Below are 15,396 nucleotides of genomic sequence, written 5' to 3' on the forward strand. Positions count from 1 at the left end.
TCGAACACCTTAGAAAGCGATCCCGTGGCTGTTGTGAACCTTAGCCGTGCCCTGCGCGCGCCCGCATCCCTGCTCCCCCATTCGGCCTTTCATCCGAAGGCCCGGCCCGGTTACGGAAAGCGTTCCGTTCCGGAGCAACGTCCGCCGCTCGAAGGTGATTTCGCGTTTCTGCCCGAACGTGAGCGGCACATCGCGGGTTACGTCGACGCGCTGCCGGACGGTGCGGTGATGGACATCAAGTCGCTGGCCAGGAACCTGCCGCTGTACGGGCAGATGGCCGTCAGCAGTGCGCTGCGGGCGCTGGGGGCTGCCGGTCACCTGCGGCGTGTGCGGTGCCTGAGCGGCGGTGGCGAGAGCGGCGAGGGCGGCGGCCGGGTCCGTTGGGTCACCCGTACGTTCTGGTCCCGGGTCGCCCACGACAACGAGTGGTGGGACGCCTTCCTCACCGCCGAGGAGCACCACCCCGCGCCGCAGGAAGCCGTGGAGGCCGTAGGGGCTGTGGGGGCCGCCGTGCCCCCGCCGCCGTGGGTTCCCGCCACCCCCGAAGCACCCGCACCCGCGCCGGTACTGGCGCAGCCGCCCGTACCGGCAGCAGTACCGCAGCAGCGCACCGCAGGGCGGGAGTTGGGGCCGCAGCCGGGGGCGGAGCCTGAAGCGGCCATGGACCGGCGGCCCTCGGCCGCCTTTCTCGCTCTGGCCGGTCTCGGCCGTGCCGATGCCCGGCTGGCCCTTTCGGCGGCGGACTGTGCGGCGCTGGAGCAGTTGGCCGCCGAGTGGTTCGCGCGGGACGTGGACGCCGACTACCTGACGCATGCCCTGACCGCCGGGCTTCCCGCCTCCGTCAGCTCGCCCTTCGGCCTGGTCCGCCGCCGCCTGCGCGACAAGCTGCCGCCCCGCCTGCCCGCCACCGTGCCGCCCGCGCCGGGAACTCCCGTACGCCGTCTGATGGTCGAGTGCACCGAATGCGGCGTTCCCGGAAGGCCGGAAGCGTTCCGCGACGGCCTGTGCGGGCCCTGCCGCCGGCCCGATCCCGGCCCGGCGGCCTGACTGCTGTCCTCCGGGCTATGCCTTGACGGACTCCACGAACGGCGTCCATGCGGACGCGTTCACCACGAGCACCGGCCCCTCGGGGCGCTTGGAGTCGCGGACGGGGACGATGCCGGGGTGGCCGTCCGCGACTTCGAGGCAGTCGCCGCCGGAGGTGTTGCTGTGGCTGCTCTTACGCCAGGTGGCGGCGCTCAAGTCGAAGTGGTTGTACACCATTTCGGTAGTCCTCTGCCGCTTCCTCGATCATGGTGAGGGACGTCTCTGGCGGCAAAGCGGCGGCCCTCAGGAAATCGCACGACCTGCGGTACTGCTTCACGAGGCCCGGATCGTCGACGGTACTTCCGTACGAGGAGACGTGCCGCACCCTGCCGCCGAACCAGCTACAACTCGCGGCTCCACCGAGCCGGTTGGTGTCGAATTTCATCAACGGGGTGAAGTCGTTGCCAGTGAGGGTGACCGACTCTTGAGGCGCGGATGCCCGTGCAGGACGACGAGCAGCGGAGCGCTGTCCATGAACATCCACTGGAACCATGTGGTGACTGCGACGAGGTCGTGTGCCTTGTGCTTCTTCAGGCAATCACCACGCGGGAACCATTAAAGTTGGCCACGAGTTCGAGCTGTCCCCCCAGAGCCGCAATGTAGGCCGCGATCGTTCCCACTTCCGTGGCCGTCGTCCGCCCACGTTCGATGGCGGACACGCGCTCCTGACGCACGTGCATACGGTCGGCCATATCGCTCTGTGTCAGCCCGAGCTCCTTGCGCATCTCGACCAGTCGGTGTGCTCGAGCCTCAGCGACCATGCGCCTCGCACCGATCTCGATCTCTTCGAGGTCCTCGGCATCGAAGACCTCGTGCTTCACTTCGTCCCAGGAGTGGAAAGTAGTCATTCCGAAGTACCTTTCTGCCGCTGTGCGATGTGTGCCAACCATTCGTCGTACCGTGCCTCGGCCACAGGGACCGACCGGCGATACCACTGGTCCCATTGTCCCGACTTGTCCCCGGCGACGAGAAGTACGGCACAGCGCTCAGGATCGAAGACGAACAGAATCCGGATCTCGCTCCCGCCCGTGGAACCCGGCCGGAGCTCTTTGAGATGGTGGAGCGACGATCCTTTGATCCTGTCCACCAGCGGGCGTCCCAGGTCTGGCCCCTCCTCGACAAGCGCCTGAATCGCCTGCCCCACGAGGCGAGCCGTGCCGCGATCGTCTTTCCTGAGCCGGAGCAACCATTCGCGGACCTCTTCCACCATCTCAAGACGCCACAGCATGGGACCTCATCCAGCAGTATGTACGCATACTAGGACGCTGGCATACTGAGGGCGAGGTGAGACTCAGAACCAGCGTTCATGCCCTGAAAGAGTGAGGTGTCGATACGCGGGTCAAGCCCCGGCCCGGCTTGCGCGTATCCGAACGGAACAGAGAGCCGCCGCGTGCCTCGCGGTGCAGGGAATACGAGTGTCCGTGCAGACGGCCCCAGCATGGAAGCCTGTCGGGAGGGGGGGGACAACCTCTGACGTGGAGTTGACCGCGTACCCTGTGGCGGTTGCGGAGACACGGCCCACAGGCCACCGGCGGCGGGGCGAATACGCGACACCCTTCGCCACATACCTTGGAGCGTTCGCCAACAGTGCTTACCCGGCAGATCACGGGAAACCTCGGCTGCTCGTCCCCCGTGTAGCGTCGGTCTGCGTCACGATGGCGGGATGGACAGCTCAACCGCAGGTGCGGCGGCGCTGAAGAGGCTGAGGAATCGACGCGGCCGGTCGCTGGCCGACATGGCGCGTGCCTTGACACAGATCGCTCAGGATCTGGGCATGCCAGGCTGCCGCAGGTCGCGAGCGTCCAGCGCTCGACCGCACGCTGGACTCGATGGAATCCCCTGACGCGACGTTGATTCCGCTACTGGGATTGAAGCGGCGATGGTTCCCCTGCCTTCACAGATGGTCAATTGCTACGTGAATCATTCCGCAGGGTCGGCGATTCCCAGGCTGCGCAATTTTTCAATGGCGCGGACAAACAGGTCTGAATCCGGCCTCAAGCGCGGAGTTACCAATACGACGTCATCGTGATTTGACTTCATCATGGAGTCAATGGTCCGGTCCCACCACGTTCCAGCGCACGCAGATCTCCACTTGTTATGGCTCGGCACCATGCTTCGGCGCACGACTGCCTGAGTCTGTTGATCTATCCGCACACGGCTCGCCGGAATTCCTCGCAAGGTCAGCTCCAGTGCGTAAGCATTCGATAGATCGAGTGCCCAATCGTTGGGCGTATGAAATGCGTTGGCCTTCCTGAACTCCTCGGAATCGCCCATAGGGATCGCTGGAGGATTCACTCTGGAGTTAATTACGAGTCTGTCGAAATTTCCGGCGAGTGTTACGTTGGAAAACTTTGCTCCCCATACAAAAAGCGGTTCGTCTCCGGTGCTGAGGTTCTCCACCCGCACATTCGTGAGTGCGACGCTGTATACGTTGCAGTTGTCCGCCTTGCAGTTCAGTAGAGTGGTGTTGCTGATCCGAGTTCTTAGGTCAGGATGGCGAGCTGCTGAAAGAACGCAATTATAAAAAGTGCACCCCTCGACGTGGAGGTCACTCAAGTGCAGTGCCGAGTTGCGGTCAATCAGATTATTGAAATTGACGCCGTTTAGTTCCTGCACGGTAGCCCCTTCGGTCAGTTATGAGGAGTTACTGAAGAAGAATTTTATCATCGGGCGAGGCATTCGAGGTGACTGGATGAGGAGCGCCTTGTTTCCCGCCGCCTTCCACCACTTGCGTCCCAAGTGCTTCGCCACTGTTTCCGGGTGGTCTGTGGTGAGGTCGAATATGCATCCCTCGATGGCTCCAATTCCGTACCAGTCTGGGACCCCTGCCCCTCCGGCATGACGTAAGTGTTTGTTTAGTGCAGGCTCCAACTGGATGTGTGAATTGACAGTCCTCTCCATGGCCTTCCCGAAATTCATCCAGGTCAGGAAGATTTTATCCTTGATGGTTTGACGGTCTTTCAGTGTGGCGGCCTCTGCGTCGCTGAGAACTTCGTACACATCACCCATGTTTGTGGTGAGGTGCTCCCATACACTCAGTGCGATTATTTCCAACCTTTCTGCGATTTCCTTGCCCAGCTTCTTTCTGTCTCTATGGGTGAGGCTGGGGACGAGGTCATTTTCTCTGTAGGATGCTGCGTAGGATTCCAGTTCCTGTCGCAATGCGACCAAGGCTGAGGAGAATCCCGGAAACTCGTGCAGTGCGTCATCCTTGTTCTGTCGCTTGGCCTGCGCGCTTATGTTGTCCAGCTTTTCTGCTTTTTCGATGATGCGATCTATGGCGGCTATCTGGTCTGTCGGCGCGCTGTCTGAGGATTGTATCCTCTGTTTTGCTGCCTTTGCTTTCCGGACGAGTTTTCCTCGTCGGCTCGCCATGTCTACTGTAGGAGTGGCGCCTCTGGTGTCAACGATTATTTGATGCCCGGCGCCCTCCATGGAGAATTCTTGGGTGACGGGCTCAGGGGGTCCCGGTTTCTTTTTCTTGTCGTCTCCCTTGCCGTTCTTGTTCTTGTCTTTCCCCTTGCCCTTCAGTTTGTTCCAGAGGGCTTTGCCCTTCTTGGTGATGAAGTCGACGATTTTGTCGATGGCGCGGTTGACGGGTTTGGACACCGCGTGGAAGACGGATTTGACCTTGTTGGCCAGGCTGCCGATGCCGAGGAGGGAGGCGAGGAAGCCGATCAGTAGCGGGACGCTGGCGGCGAGGGCGGTTTCGACCATCTTCGGGACGCCTGCCGATCCGCCGTTGGCGATGGCGATCACCGAATCCAGGACGGCGTTGACGAACTCCACGATCTGGGCGCCCTGGTTCACGACGAACGTGACGATGTCGATGATTCCCTTGACCGCGCGGACGAAGGCGGAGGCGGGGTTGAGGAGGGAGATGATCCAGGTGATCCCGGCGATGATGACGGTGGGGATCAGGTAGCTGGTGAGTTTTTCGAGGATGGTGGCCTTGAGGTCGCCGGCCTCGGCCTCGATTTCCTTGACGGCTCCGGCGGGGCCCTCGGTGGCGAGTTTCTTCGCGACGGGGACGGACGTTTCGACGGCGGCCACGGCCTCGTCGGGGACGCCCTTGCGGGTGATGCGGGCGCGGATGTTGTCCCAGGTCAGGCCGAGGAGGGAGGCGATGAGCTGGATGATGCCCCTGAGGTCGAACTTCTGGGGGAGTTCGAGTCCGGCCTTGACCGCCGTGCCCAGGAGCCAGGAGACGAGACCGGTCTTGAGGTGGGTGGCGATGTTGGTGACGAAGAGGTTGAGCCCGGCGCCGACCGCGCGGACGAGGTTGCCGAGGAACCCGATGGGGTCCTTGATGATCTTCATGATCGCGGAGGCGGCCTTGGCGAGGATGCCCAGCAGGAGGTTCTTGAGCTCGTTGATCGTCTTGAGGACGCCGACGATGGCGTCCTTCGCCTTGTCGACCAGGCCCTTGTTGGCCTCCTGGAGCTTCTTGATCTCCTCGTCGACCTTGTTCAGTGCGGCGGTGTACTTCTGCGCGAGGTCCTGGACGAGCTGTTCGGACTTCTCGTTGACCGTGGTTTCCAGGTCGTCGAACTTGCCCGCGAAGTCCTTCGCCGCGTCCTGGCCGAACTGCTTGAGGTCCGCGGGGAGTTTGTCGACCTCGGCCTTGAGTTCGGTGCGGCCCTTGGCGATGCGGGTCTTGGCCTTGCCGAGTTCGGTGCCGATGAGGTCGGCGACGGAGGAAGTGACGGTCTGCATCTTCGCGACGTAGAGCTTGCGGGCCTCCTGGAAGAGGTCGTTGGCCTCCTCCGGCATGCCCATCAGCTTGTCCTTGGCCCACTTCGCGCCGCCGAACATCCCCGAGTAGCGCTTGTCCTTGTACTTCTTCATCCGGCGCTTGTGGTCGGCGGTGAACGCGTCCCGTGCGGCCTTCTCGCCCTGTGTGAACGCTGTGTCGACCTTGGTGTCCAGGCCGGACAGGGTGGCCTCGACGTCCTTCTTCGTGGCGTCGTAGACCTTCTGGAGCTTCGCCGTGACCTCGGCGCGTTTCTTCTCGTCCTTCGTCTTCGTCTCGCCCTTGCCGCCGTCGACCTGCTTGCCCGCCGAAGCACGGGTGGCGGTCAGGGTGTTCATGGCCTGCGCGCCGGACGCGGCAGCGTTCGCCTTCGCCGCGTTCAGCTGCTGGTCCTCGGCCGCCCTTCCCTTGGCGGGGGCCTTCGCGGAGTCCGCCTCGGCGGTCTTCTTCGCGGACAGGGCCTGGTCGAATTCGGGCTCGTTGCCCTTGGCGAGCTGGTCCTCGGTGACCTCCGCGTCCGCCATGGCCCGGTCGTTCGCGGCCGGGCCCTGGGAGAAGTCCGTGACCGCGGTGGGCTGCTTCTCCGGGATCGCGTCCGCGGCGGAGGGCGCACCCGGGTTGGCGGGCGGCTGGTCCGGGGTCATCGGGGTGACCTGTTTGTCCTTGGCCGCGGACGTGTCCGGCGGGGCCTTGGTGGCGGTGTCGATGTCCTTGGCCGAGGACTCCTTGCCGTCCTTGACCTTGCCGTCGACCTCGGACTTGATCTGGTCGGCCTTGCCGGACTTGGAGAACTTGTCGGCCTGGTCGAGGTTCTTCGGGGCCTGGGCGTCGATCGCCTTGTTGACCGCGTCGATGAACGCCTGCTTGTCGAACTCGCCGGGCTTGGCGGCGTTCATCTTCTCCGCGTTCGCCGCCTTGCCCTGGGCCTCCTTGTCGTCGGGGGGCGCGACGGCCGCGTCCTGCGCGGACTTCGACTCGGCGGCGGCGGGGGCGTGCGCGGCCAGGCGGACCTTCTTCCCCGCCACATCCGCCTTCACCTTGCGGAAGCCGGGGGCCTGGGCGGGGGACGGTTTGACCGGGGCGGTGTAGCGCTGGGCGACCAGGCGGGAGACGGCCGCATTGCCCGCCGCGCGCTGAAGACGTTGCAGGCTGCGGGGATCCGGAACGGGGCGGTCGGCGAGGGGGCGTTCCGGTGCGGGGGCCGTCGTACGCGAAACGTCCGCCCGTGGAGCGTCCGCCCGTGGAGTCTCCGTACGCGGAACGTCCGTGAGTGAAGCGGCTGTATGTGAAACGTCCGTACGCGGAGGAGCGGTACTGCCACGGGTCGGCGCGGGGTCCTTCTCCGGAACCGCCTTCATCCGCCCTCCCGGCCGCACCTGCGCCTTGTCGCCGTCCCCAGGGTGTGTGCGGCACCCGCGGAGTGCGCAGGGCATGTGCACCGCGGTCGGGGGCAGCGCCTGCCGGTACGTACAGCGCGGGGGCGTTGCCTGATCGGGCAGCGGCCGGTGCACGGGTGGGCGGCCGTGTGTCCGTTCCCGGTGATCGCGGCTGTCGCAAGAATTGCGGGCGTTCCCCGGCCAAGGAGAGACTCACATGCCGTCGTACCTGTCCCCGGGCGTCTACGTCGAAGAGATCGAGTCCGGGTCCCGGCCGATCGAAGGGGTGGGCACCTCGGTCACCGCCTTCGTCGGCTTCGCGCAGAAGGGCCCGTTCGACGAACCGACCCTGATCACGAACTGGAGCCAGTTCGCCGGCACCTTCGGCGACTTCGTGGAGGGCGCGTATCTGGCCTCCGCCGTGTACGGGTTCTTCGCCAACGGCGGCGGGGTCTGTTACGTGGTGCGCATCGACGACGGCACCGAGCACGTGGTGGACGACGAGGGCGGCCGGGCCGCGGGGAGACTGCCCGCCGGGTCGGAGACGCAGCTCGGGCCGTACGCGGTGAAGCCCCGCCCCGGCGTGACCGGGGAGATCAGCGTCGAGGTGGCCGAGGTGGAGGGGGAGGACCCGCCGTCCGACGTCTTCCGGCTGATCGTGAAGCGGGACGGGCAGGCCGCCGAGGAGTACCCGAGCGTCACGACCAAGCGCAGCAAGGAGAACGTCGCCACCCGGGTCAACGCCAGGTCGGAGCTGATCGAGATCCGCGAAACGGCCCGCGGCGCCGCCCCCGCCCGGCCCGAACCGCAGAGCGTGACCCTGGCCCCCGCCGCTCCGGCGGCACCCGGCACCGGGGCGCTGACCCCCGAGCTGTACGTCGGCGACCCCGACCGCCGGACCGGGTTCGGCGGGCTGGAAGCGGTCGAGGAGATCACCACGGTCGTCGTGCCGGACCTGATGAGCGCGTACGAACGCGGGCTGCTGGACCTGGAGGCGGTCGTCGCCGTGCAGCAGGGGCTGATCAGCCACTGCGAGCTGATGGGCGACCGGGTCGCCGTCCTCGACCCGCCGCCGGGTCTCAGCCCGCAGCAGATCCGGGCCTGGCGCACCGACCACGCCAACTTCGACTCCAAGTACGCCACGCTCTACTACCCCTGGATCCGGGTCGCGGACCCTTCGTCCGGGCGCGCCCGGCTCGTCCCGCCGAGCGGCCACGTGGCCGGGGTCTGGGCGCGCAACGACGAGTCGCGCGGCGTGCACAAGGCACCCGCCAACGAGGTCGTGCGCGGGGCGGTCGCCCTCCAGACCCAGCTGACCAAGGGCGAGCACGACATGCTCAACCCGATCGGGCTGAACTGCATCCGGTCCTTCCCCGGGCGGGGCATCCGGATCTGGGGCGCGCGCACGCTGGCCTCCGACCCGGCCTGGCGCTACCTGAACGTCCGGCGCCTCTTCAACTACCTGGAGGAGTCCATCCTCGCCGGTACGCAGTGGGTCGTCTTCGAACCGAACGACGACGCCCTGTGGGCGCGCATCCGGCGCACGGTCTCGGCGTTCCTGGTCAACGAATGGCGCAAGGGGGCACTGTTCGGGCTCACCCCGGAAGAGGCGTTCTACGTCAAGTGCGACCGCGAGACCAACCCGCCGGAGAGCATCGACGCGGGCCAGGTCATCTGCGAGATCGGGGTGGCACCGGTCCGGCCGGCCGAGTTCGTCGTCTTCCGCCTCTCCCAGCTGACCGGGGGGACTGGCGGCATCGACGAATGACCCCTCCGCGCCGGGTGGTTGGGCCGGACTGCGCGTACCACCGGAGATCCCTGTAGGCGGCAAGAGCGGTAAAGGAGCCTGTTGTGCCACTTCCCGATCTCGACAGCACCGTCGGGGCGTCGTTCGGCCTCGAATTCGACAGCGTCGTCATCAAGCAGATCACCGAGGTCAGTGGTCTGAAGATGGAGCAGGACGTCATCGAGCTGAAGCAGAACACCGCCGACGGCCGCTACGCCATCAAGAAGCTCCCCGGCAGGCCGAAGGCCGGTGAGGTGACCGTGACCCGGGGCCTGACCGAGGACAACAGCTTCGAGCGGTGGATCAAGGACTCCCGCTTCGGCCGGATGACCACGGCCCGCCGCAACGGCGCGGTCATCGTGTACGACCACGAGGGCATCGCCATCAAGCGCTACAAGCTCATCAACGCCTGGCCGAAGTCCCTGGAGATCGGCACCCTCAAGGCCGGTGACACCTCGGTCCTGACGGAGAAGCTCGCCATCACCTACGAGAGCATGGAACTCGACTGATGCGACGCACGGCACAGGCGGATGCTCCCGAACGGCCGAACACGCACCACCACCCGTCCGGCGGGGACGGACGGATCGGTCAACGGGACACGCTCCGCACCGAGTTCGGCTTCGAGTTGCCCCGGGGCTACGTGGACGAGGCGGGTGTCGTGCACCGCAGCGGCGTCATGCGGCTCGCGACCGCGCGCGACGAGCTCGTGCCGCTGCGGGACGACCGGGTGCGCGAGAACTCCGCGTACCTCTCGGTGGTGCTCATCGCCAGGGTCGTGACCCGGATCGGCACGATCGACGACATCCACCCCGGCATCATCGAGGACCTGTTCGCCTCCGACCTGGCCTTCCTCCAGGACTTCTACCGGCGGATCAACGCCGAGGGCCACACCCGCGCCGCCGTCAGCTGTCCGTCGTGCAAGGAGGAGTTCGCGGTGGACCTCGCCGGTGGCCGCCTGGGGGAATCGTGACGTACGCGGCCGACCTGCTCTACGAGGAGGTCGCGTACCTCGCCTACCACTTTCACTGGCCGCTCGATGAGCTGCTGGACCTGGAGCACCCGGAACGACTGAGGTTCGTCGCCCAGATCGCCCGCCTCAACGGGCAGTAGCGGACGGCGCGGGGAGGGCGGAGGAATCCATGGGCCTGATGTCCTGGCTGCGCGGCGGCGGACGTACGGGTACGGGCACCAGTGCGGGTACGGACGCGGCTGCGGGGGCCGGAAGCGCGGGGGCCGCTCTGCCCGCCGTGCCGCGCGAGCGGGTCGATCCGGCCGAACTCCCGCCCCTGCAACGGACCCTGGGCGCCCAGGGCCTGGTCATCGACCCCTCCGGCTTTCAGGGATCGCTCTCCACCCGGCAGGACACCGCACTCGGCACCCCGCTCGGGCACCTGGTGAGCCCGGACGCGCCCACCGGGCTGGTGCACGGAATCACCGCCCCGGCACCCGCGGACCCCGCGCCGGTGCCGCGGTCCGTCCAGCGGTCCGCGGAACGTCCGTCAAAGCTGCCGGTACGGGCGGTCGGGCCCGTGCCGTTGCCCGTACCCGTCCAGCGCGCCGCCACGGCCGGGGCACCCACGATGACGTCGGCCGGGGGACCGGCCGTGGCGGACCTTCCGGTACGCCGGCTGGTGGGTGAGCAGCCGCTCGTCACGGCCGTGGAATCGGCCCCGGACCCGGCCACGAACCCGGCTGTGGAGCCGAGTCCGGGAACGCCGTCGGGACCTTCCGTCCAGCGGTCGGGGCCGCCTTTGGGCGGGGACCGGCCCCGGCGGGTGCCCGGTCTCGGCGCGCCCCTGTCCGCGCTGCCGCCCACGGCGCAGCGCCGCGCCGCGTCCGACGGCCCGGCGGGAGGGACGGCAGGGGAATCGGCGGGGGAGTCGGCCGGGACGGTTCCGCTCGCGCGGGGCGTCGAGGGCGACGGGGGTGGTGGGGTGCTTGAGGCTGCCGGGGCGCCTGCGACCCCGGAACCGGTACCCGGGCCCGGTTCCGATGCGCCCACCGCCCCGCTGCTCGGCGACGACCCCTTGCTCCCCGGCCCGCAGGAGCCGACGTCCCCGGCCGAGCCCGCGTCCTCGTCCGCCTCCATGTCCATGCCCGCGCCCGCGTCCCCGTTCTCGTCCTCGGCTGCTCCGGCGGTGCAGCGGCTGCCCCTCGTACCGGAGCCCCTGGCGCCGCCCCCGGCCACCGGTCCGGTCGTACCGTTGCTCGCCGACCGGCCCCTGGCGCTGCGTTCGGAACCGGGCAACGGGGTGGGCGCCGTGCAGCGTTCGGCCGTGGACGGTGCGCCGGTGTCCGGGGCATCCGGTGCCGGGCCGGTACCCGGTCCCGTACCGCCGCCCGTACCGCCGTCGGTGCCGGACGCCGTTCCGGTGCGCTGGACGTCCGCGGGGGAGGGGCTGCGGGCCGCGACGGTGGCCCCGTCCCCGCCGACGGCTCTGCAACGCACCGCCACGCCCGGGGCAAAGACGCCGGGCGCCCCCGGACCGCCGCTTCCGGCCCTGCAGCGCGGGGTGGGCGAGGGGCCACCGGTGCCTCGCTCGCTGACCGGTTCCAAAAGCCCCGCGTCGTCCCCGTCCTCCTTCACCTCGGCGGGTTCGGTCGCCGTGGCCGCCGGGGTGGCCCAGCGGGCGGCCGACGGCAGCGTCGTCTTCGGGACCCCGCCACCGGCGTACTCGTCCCCCGTCGTCCAGCGCGAGACCGGGACCGAGGAACCGCCGCCCCCGGACCCGCCCCGGGAACCCGACCCCGAACCCGAACCTGCCCCCGGGCCCACCGCCGACGACCACGGCGCACCCGGAGCCCCGGCCTCCGGCGGACCGCCCGGCCAGGGCGGCCGGGAGGGCGGCGCGCCCGTGGTCACCGACGAGCTGGTGCGCGCCCTGTACCCGCCGCTCAGCAGGCTCTTCAAGGCGGACCTGCGACTGGAACGCGAACGGGCCGGATTCCTCATCAACACCCGGCACTGAGATCAACATCCGGCACCGAGACCGACATCCGGCACCGAGACCGACGCCCGGCACCGAGACCGAGAGGCAGGCACCATGGCCACCGCCCAGGACGACGACCCCGCAGTGAGCGTCTGCTTCGTCGTCACGATCGACGACATCGAGCTCGGGTCGTTCAACACGTGCGACGGGCTGGGCTGCGAAGTGGTGCTCGAAACACGTGAGGAGGGCGGCAACAACGGGCATCTGTGGCAGCTGCCGACCCGTCTGAAGTACTCGAACGTGAAGCTCTCCAGGCCGCTGACCAAGGAGACCGAGAAGGTGGCCCGCTGGTTCGCCACCATGACGACCGGGTTCAGCCGCAAGACGGCGCACATCGAGGCGCGGACCGGGGACGGGCGGAAGGTGGCCCAGTGGGGGCTGCTGGAGGTCGTGCCCGTCCGCTGGACCGGCCCCTCCTTCACCCCCGAATCGCCCAAGGTCGCGATGGAGACGATCGAGATCGCCCATCACGGCTATGTGATGGAGGGCTGAGCCCGTGAGCGGTGCGGGTCCCATCGCCTTCAGCGCCGCCGGTACGTCCGGGGCGTCGGCGGCCACGAGGACGGGCCGGGGAGGTTCGGCCCGGCCCAAGCTGGAGCACGCCTACCTGGAGCTGCGGACCCCGCCGACCGGCGGCGGCCTCACCCCCGGCGGCCCGTGCGGGCGGATCGACTTCCAGTTCAACCCCAAGGAGCTGAGCCTCACCAAGGCCGCCTCCTGGAAGCGCAGTCCGGCCAAGGGCGCCAAGAGTTCCGGCCCGCCGGAGTACCAGGGCTCGCAGCCCAGCAAGCTCACCGTGGAGATGTTCTTCGATGCCAGCGACACCCAGGACACCCGGGTGGTGACCTCGGTGGAGCAGCTCTTCGCGTGCTGCGTGCCGACGAACGAGACCCGCCAGCAGCAGCGTTCCTCGCCGCCGTGGGTGGTCTTCCACTGGGGAGGGCTGACCGGGTTTCCCGGCTACGTCAGCCAAGTGCAGGCGAAATACACCCTGTTCACCACCTCGGGCGTGCCGATCCGGGCCGTCTGCCAGGTGACGATGGAGGAGATCAGCGGCGAGACGCCGGGCCAGAACCCGACCTCGGGTGCGCTCGCCGCCCGCCGGGTGCACCGGCTGGGGGCCGGGGACTCGCTGCCGTCGCTCGCCCAGCGCGAGTACGGCGACCCGGCGGCCTGGCGGGTGATCGCGGAGGCGAACGGCATCGACGACCCGCTGCGGCTGGCGCCCGGACGGCAGCTGCTGCTGCCCGCGCTCGACGAGCTGAACCGGCTCGAAGAGGGCCGGGACGGAGGGCGGTCCTGATGGGCCGGCCGGGCGTCGCGTCGGCGCTGATGGTGGAGTTCGGCGGCAGCCCGTTGCCGCCGAAGTTCGTGAACACGCTGGTCGAGGGGTACGTCGACGACAGCCGGACGCTGCCCGACCTGTTCCTCCTCCGCTTCCGCGACCCGGACCGGGTGCTGCTGGAACAGACCGGGCTGAAGATCGGCAGCGAGGCCAGGCTGCTGGCCCGCGCAGGCGGCGACACCGCGCCGAAACCGCTGCTGAAGGGGGTCGTCACCGCCCTGGAGGTGGAACTCGACGAGACCGGCACCTTCACCGTCGTGCGCGGGCTCGACGAGTCGCACCGGCTGTTCCGCGGGCGCCGGGTGGCCAGCTACCAGAACATGACGCTCGCCGACATCTGCGCCCAGGTCGCCCAGCGCGCCGGGCTGAAACCGGGCCCGGTCGACGTGGCCGGACCCGTGCTCGAACACATCGCCCAGCCAAACGTCACCGACTGGGAGTTCATCCACCACCTGGCCGAGGAGGCGGGCGCCCAGGCGTATGTGCTCGACGGACAGCTGCACATCACCCGGCCCGCGGAGGCGAGCGGCGCACCGGACGGTTCGGCACGCGCCGAGCGCAACCCGCTGGTGCTGGAGATGGGCAGCAACCTGCTGCGCTGCCGGGCCGGGGTGTCGTCCGCCGAGCAGGTCTCCGAGGTCGAGGTGCGCGGCTGGGACGTGAAGGCCAAGCAGCCGCTGGTCGGGCGGGCGCCCGCGGGGAAGTCGGCGACGCTGGAGCTCGGGGTGAGCGCGGCCGAGGTGTCCGCCCCGTTCGGCGAGGCGCGTTTCGTGGTCACGGACGCGGCGTACGGGGCGCAGGAACAGGTGGACCGGGCGGCGAAGGCCCTCGCCGAGCGGATCGCCGGTTCGTTCGCGGAGCTGGAGGCGGTGATCCGGGGCAACCCGGAGGTGCGGGCCGGCAGCGCGGTGGCGCTCAACGCGGTGGGGGCACCGTTCGAGGGGCGGTACACGGTCACGTCGTCGCGGCACGTCTTCGACCCGGTGCGCGGGTACGAGACCTGGCTGACGGTGTCGGGGCAGCAGGAACGTTCGCTGTTCGGGCTGACCGGCGGAGGGCCGGGTTCCGGCGGCTCCGGCACGGGTTCCGGCGGCGGTTCGCGGTGCGCGGGGCTGGTCAGCGGGACGGTCACGGACACCCACGACCCGGACGGCTCGGGCCGGGTCAAGGTGCGGTTCCCCTGGCTGTCGGACGAGTACGCGAGCGACTGGGCGCGCACCGCGCAGTCGGGCGGGACCAGCGGCGGCGAGGCGTTCATCCCCGAGGTCGGGGACGAGGTGCTGGTGGGGTTCGAGCACGGGCACCTGGACCGCCCGTACGTCCTCGCCGGTCTGTACAACGGGAAGGACCGGCCGTCCCAGGGCAGCGGCGGTGGGGGCGGCAGCGGTGGTGGCGGTGGTTCCGGCCCCGGCGGCGCGACCGGGGCGGTGGCCGCGGCCGTCTCCGGCGGACCGTCCCCCGGCGGACCGCCCCCCGGGGGCGCTGCCCCGGAGTCCCCCGCTCCCGGGACCCCGCTGGTGGACCCGACGAGCGGGGCCGTCAACCGGCGTTCGGTCGCCTCCAAGAGCGGCAACCAGCTGGAGATCCTGGACGACGCCAACGGCCCGCAGGGCGTACGCCTGCTCACCGGCGACGGAAAGCTGAAGATCGACCTCGACCGCAAGGGCACCGTGATCGTGATCAACAGTGACGGCAGCGTGAACATCGAGGCCAAGCAGCAGGTGTCCATCAAGGCGGCCCGCGGGGTCGCGCTGGACGGCGGGCAGGGAACGCTCGAACTGAGCGGTGACAGCGTCACGTTGACCTCCCGCAGTGGGGTGAGCGTCGACGGCGGCAACGGCGAGGTGAAGCTCTCCACCGGCGGAACGGTGGATGTACGGGGCGGCACGGTCGCGATCGACGGAACGCAGCGCACCGACATCAAGGGCGGCTCCTCCCTGGCCATCAACGCACCCCTGGTGAAGATCAACTGACGACGCCGACGACGCCGACGACGCCGACGACACCGACGGCACCGACGGCACCAGCGAAACCGACAACACCAGCGAAACCGACGACAC

The 15,396-nt window shown here is 68.6% G+C and carries 14 protein-coding genes and 1 pseudogene; 9 read left to right on the forward strand and 6 right to left on the reverse strand.

The window, feature by feature from the left end:
* The first annotated feature begins 24 nt into the window (after nucleotides 1-24).
* Entirely contained in the window at nucleotides 25-1,047 is a 1,023-nt protein-coding gene (locus ACWCXX_RS07915) for a MarR family transcriptional regulator (RefSeq protein ID WP_451125447.1), read from the forward strand.
* 15 nt (nucleotides 1,048-1,062) lie between these two features.
* On the opposite strand, the gene ACWCXX_RS07920 is transcribed toward ACWCXX_RS07915, so the two are convergent.
* The 6 genes and pseudogenes from ACWCXX_RS07920 to ACWCXX_RS07945 all read right to left on the reverse strand — a co-directional run bounded on the left by ACWCXX_RS07920 (nucleotide 1,063) and on the right by ACWCXX_RS07945 (nucleotide 7,197).
* Entirely contained in the window at nucleotides 1,063-1,263 is a 201-nt protein-coding gene (locus ACWCXX_RS07920; RefSeq protein ID WP_451125449.1) for a DUF397 domain-containing protein, read from the reverse strand.
* Nucleotides 1,220-1,390 (reverse strand): annotated as a pseudogene (locus ACWCXX_RS07925) (XRE family transcriptional regulator); the annotation flags it as partial. The pseudogene ACWCXX_RS07925 and the gene ACWCXX_RS07920, both read right to left, overlap by 44 nt.
* 226 nt (nucleotides 1,391-1,616) lie before the next feature.
* Nucleotides 1,617-1,934: a helix-turn-helix domain-containing protein gene (locus tag ACWCXX_RS07930; protein ID WP_451125451.1), complete on the reverse strand. Its 318-nt coding sequence runs from the start codon at nucleotides 1,932-1,934 to the stop codon at nucleotides 1,617-1,619.
* Nucleotides 1,931-2,314: a type II toxin-antitoxin system RelE/ParE family toxin gene (locus tag ACWCXX_RS07935; RefSeq protein ID WP_451125453.1), complete on the reverse strand. Its 384-nt coding sequence runs from the start codon at nucleotides 2,312-2,314 to the stop codon at nucleotides 1,931-1,933. Before ACWCXX_RS07935 ends, ACWCXX_RS07930 begins: the two co-directional genes overlap by 4 nt.
* A gap of 692 nt (nucleotides 2,315-3,006) precedes the next feature.
* Nucleotides 3,007-3,702 carry a hypothetical protein gene (locus ACWCXX_RS07940; RefSeq protein WP_451125455.1) on the reverse strand — a complete coding sequence of 232 codons (696 nt, stop codon included), beginning with the start codon at nucleotides 3,700-3,702 and terminating at the stop codon, nucleotides 3,007-3,009.
* Between the two features lie 18 nt (nucleotides 3,703-3,720).
* Nucleotides 3,721-7,197 (reverse strand): hypothetical protein, encoded by a 3,477-nt coding sequence (locus tag ACWCXX_RS07945; protein WP_451125457.1) that lies wholly within the window; start codon nucleotides 7,195-7,197, stop codon nucleotides 3,721-3,723.
* Nucleotides 7,198-7,432: 235 nt separating this feature from the next.
* Between ACWCXX_RS07945 and ACWCXX_RS07950 the strand changes: the two genes are divergently transcribed.
* The 8 genes from ACWCXX_RS07950 to ACWCXX_RS07985 all read left to right on the forward strand — a co-directional run bounded on the left by ACWCXX_RS07950 (nucleotide 7,433) and on the right by ACWCXX_RS07985 (nucleotide 15,309).
* Nucleotides 7,433-8,983: a phage tail sheath family protein gene (locus ACWCXX_RS07950; RefSeq protein WP_451125459.1), complete on the forward strand. Its 1,551-nt coding sequence runs from the start codon at nucleotides 7,433-7,435 to the stop codon at nucleotides 8,981-8,983.
* Between the two features lie 83 nt (nucleotides 8,984-9,066).
* Nucleotides 9,067-9,510, forward strand: a complete 444-nt coding sequence (locus tag ACWCXX_RS07955) for a phage tail protein (protein ID WP_148833117.1) — start codon at nucleotides 9,067-9,069, stop codon at nucleotides 9,508-9,510.
* Entirely contained in the window at nucleotides 9,510-9,971 is a 462-nt protein-coding gene (locus ACWCXX_RS07960; protein ID WP_451125462.1) for a hypothetical protein, read from the forward strand. Before ACWCXX_RS07955 ends, ACWCXX_RS07960 begins: the two co-directional genes overlap by 1 nt.
* Nucleotides 9,968-10,111: a DUF6760 family protein gene (locus ACWCXX_RS07965; protein WP_093896703.1), complete on the forward strand. Its 144-nt coding sequence runs from the start codon at nucleotides 9,968-9,970 to the stop codon at nucleotides 10,109-10,111. Before ACWCXX_RS07960 ends, ACWCXX_RS07965 begins: the two co-directional genes overlap by 4 nt.
* A gap of 29 nt (nucleotides 10,112-10,140) precedes the next feature.
* On the forward strand, nucleotides 10,141-11,970 hold the full coding sequence (locus tag ACWCXX_RS07970; protein ID WP_451125464.1) for a hypothetical protein: 1,830 nt from the start codon (nucleotides 10,141-10,143) through the stop codon (nucleotides 11,968-11,970).
* Between the two features lie 75 nt (nucleotides 11,971-12,045).
* Complete coding sequence (locus tag ACWCXX_RS07975) at nucleotides 12,046-12,483, forward strand: phage tail protein (RefSeq protein WP_148841589.1); 438 nt, start codon at nucleotides 12,046-12,048, stop codon at nucleotides 12,481-12,483.
* A gap of 4 nt (nucleotides 12,484-12,487) precedes the next feature.
* Nucleotides 12,488-13,294, forward strand: a complete 807-nt coding sequence (locus tag ACWCXX_RS07980) for a CIS tube protein (protein ID WP_451125466.1) — start codon at nucleotides 12,488-12,490, stop codon at nucleotides 13,292-13,294.
* Entirely contained in the window at nucleotides 13,294-15,309 is a 2,016-nt protein-coding gene (locus ACWCXX_RS07985; protein ID WP_451125468.1) for a VgrG-related protein, read from the forward strand. The genes ACWCXX_RS07980 and ACWCXX_RS07985 overlap by 1 nt, the downstream gene beginning before the upstream one ends.
* Nucleotides 15,310-15,396 lie beyond the last annotated feature (87 nt).

Source organism: Streptomyces sp. NPDC001732 (genome assembly GCF_053596315.1).

Excerpts from the sequence above, each read along its gene's own strand:
- ACWCXX_RS07985 (WP_451125468.1), top strand. The coding sequence starts at position 13,294 with ATGGGCCGGCCGGGCGTCGCGTCGGCGCTGATGGTGGAGTTCGGCGGC.
- ACWCXX_RS07970 (WP_451125464.1), top strand. The coding sequence starts at position 10,141 with ATGGGCCTGATGTCCTGGCTGCGCGGCGGCGGACGTACGGGTACGGGC.
- ACWCXX_RS07930 (WP_451125451.1), bottom strand. The coding sequence starts at position 1,934 with ATGACTACTTTCCACTCCTGGGACGAAGTGAAGCACGAGGTCTTCGAT.
- ACWCXX_RS07950 (WP_451125459.1), top strand. The coding sequence starts at position 7,433 with ATGCCGTCGTACCTGTCCCCGGGCGTCTACGTCGAAGAGATCGAGTCC.
- ACWCXX_RS07945 (WP_451125457.1), bottom strand. The coding sequence starts at position 7,197 with ATGAAGGCGGTTCCGGAGAAGGACCCCGCGCCGACCCGTGGCAGTACC.
- ACWCXX_RS07975 (WP_148841589.1), top strand. The coding sequence starts at position 12,046 with ATGGCCACCGCCCAGGACGACGACCCCGCAGTGAGCGTCTGCTTCGTC.
- ACWCXX_RS07935 (WP_451125453.1), bottom strand. The coding sequence starts at position 2,314 with ATGCTGTGGCGTCTTGAGATGGTGGAAGAGGTCCGCGAATGGTTGCTC.
- ACWCXX_RS07920 (WP_451125449.1), bottom strand. The coding sequence starts at position 1,263 with ATGGTGTACAACCACTTCGACTTGAGCGCCGCCACCTGGCGTAAGAGC.
- ACWCXX_RS07960 (WP_451125462.1), top strand. The coding sequence starts at position 9,510 with ATGCGACGCACGGCACAGGCGGATGCTCCCGAACGGCCGAACACGCAC.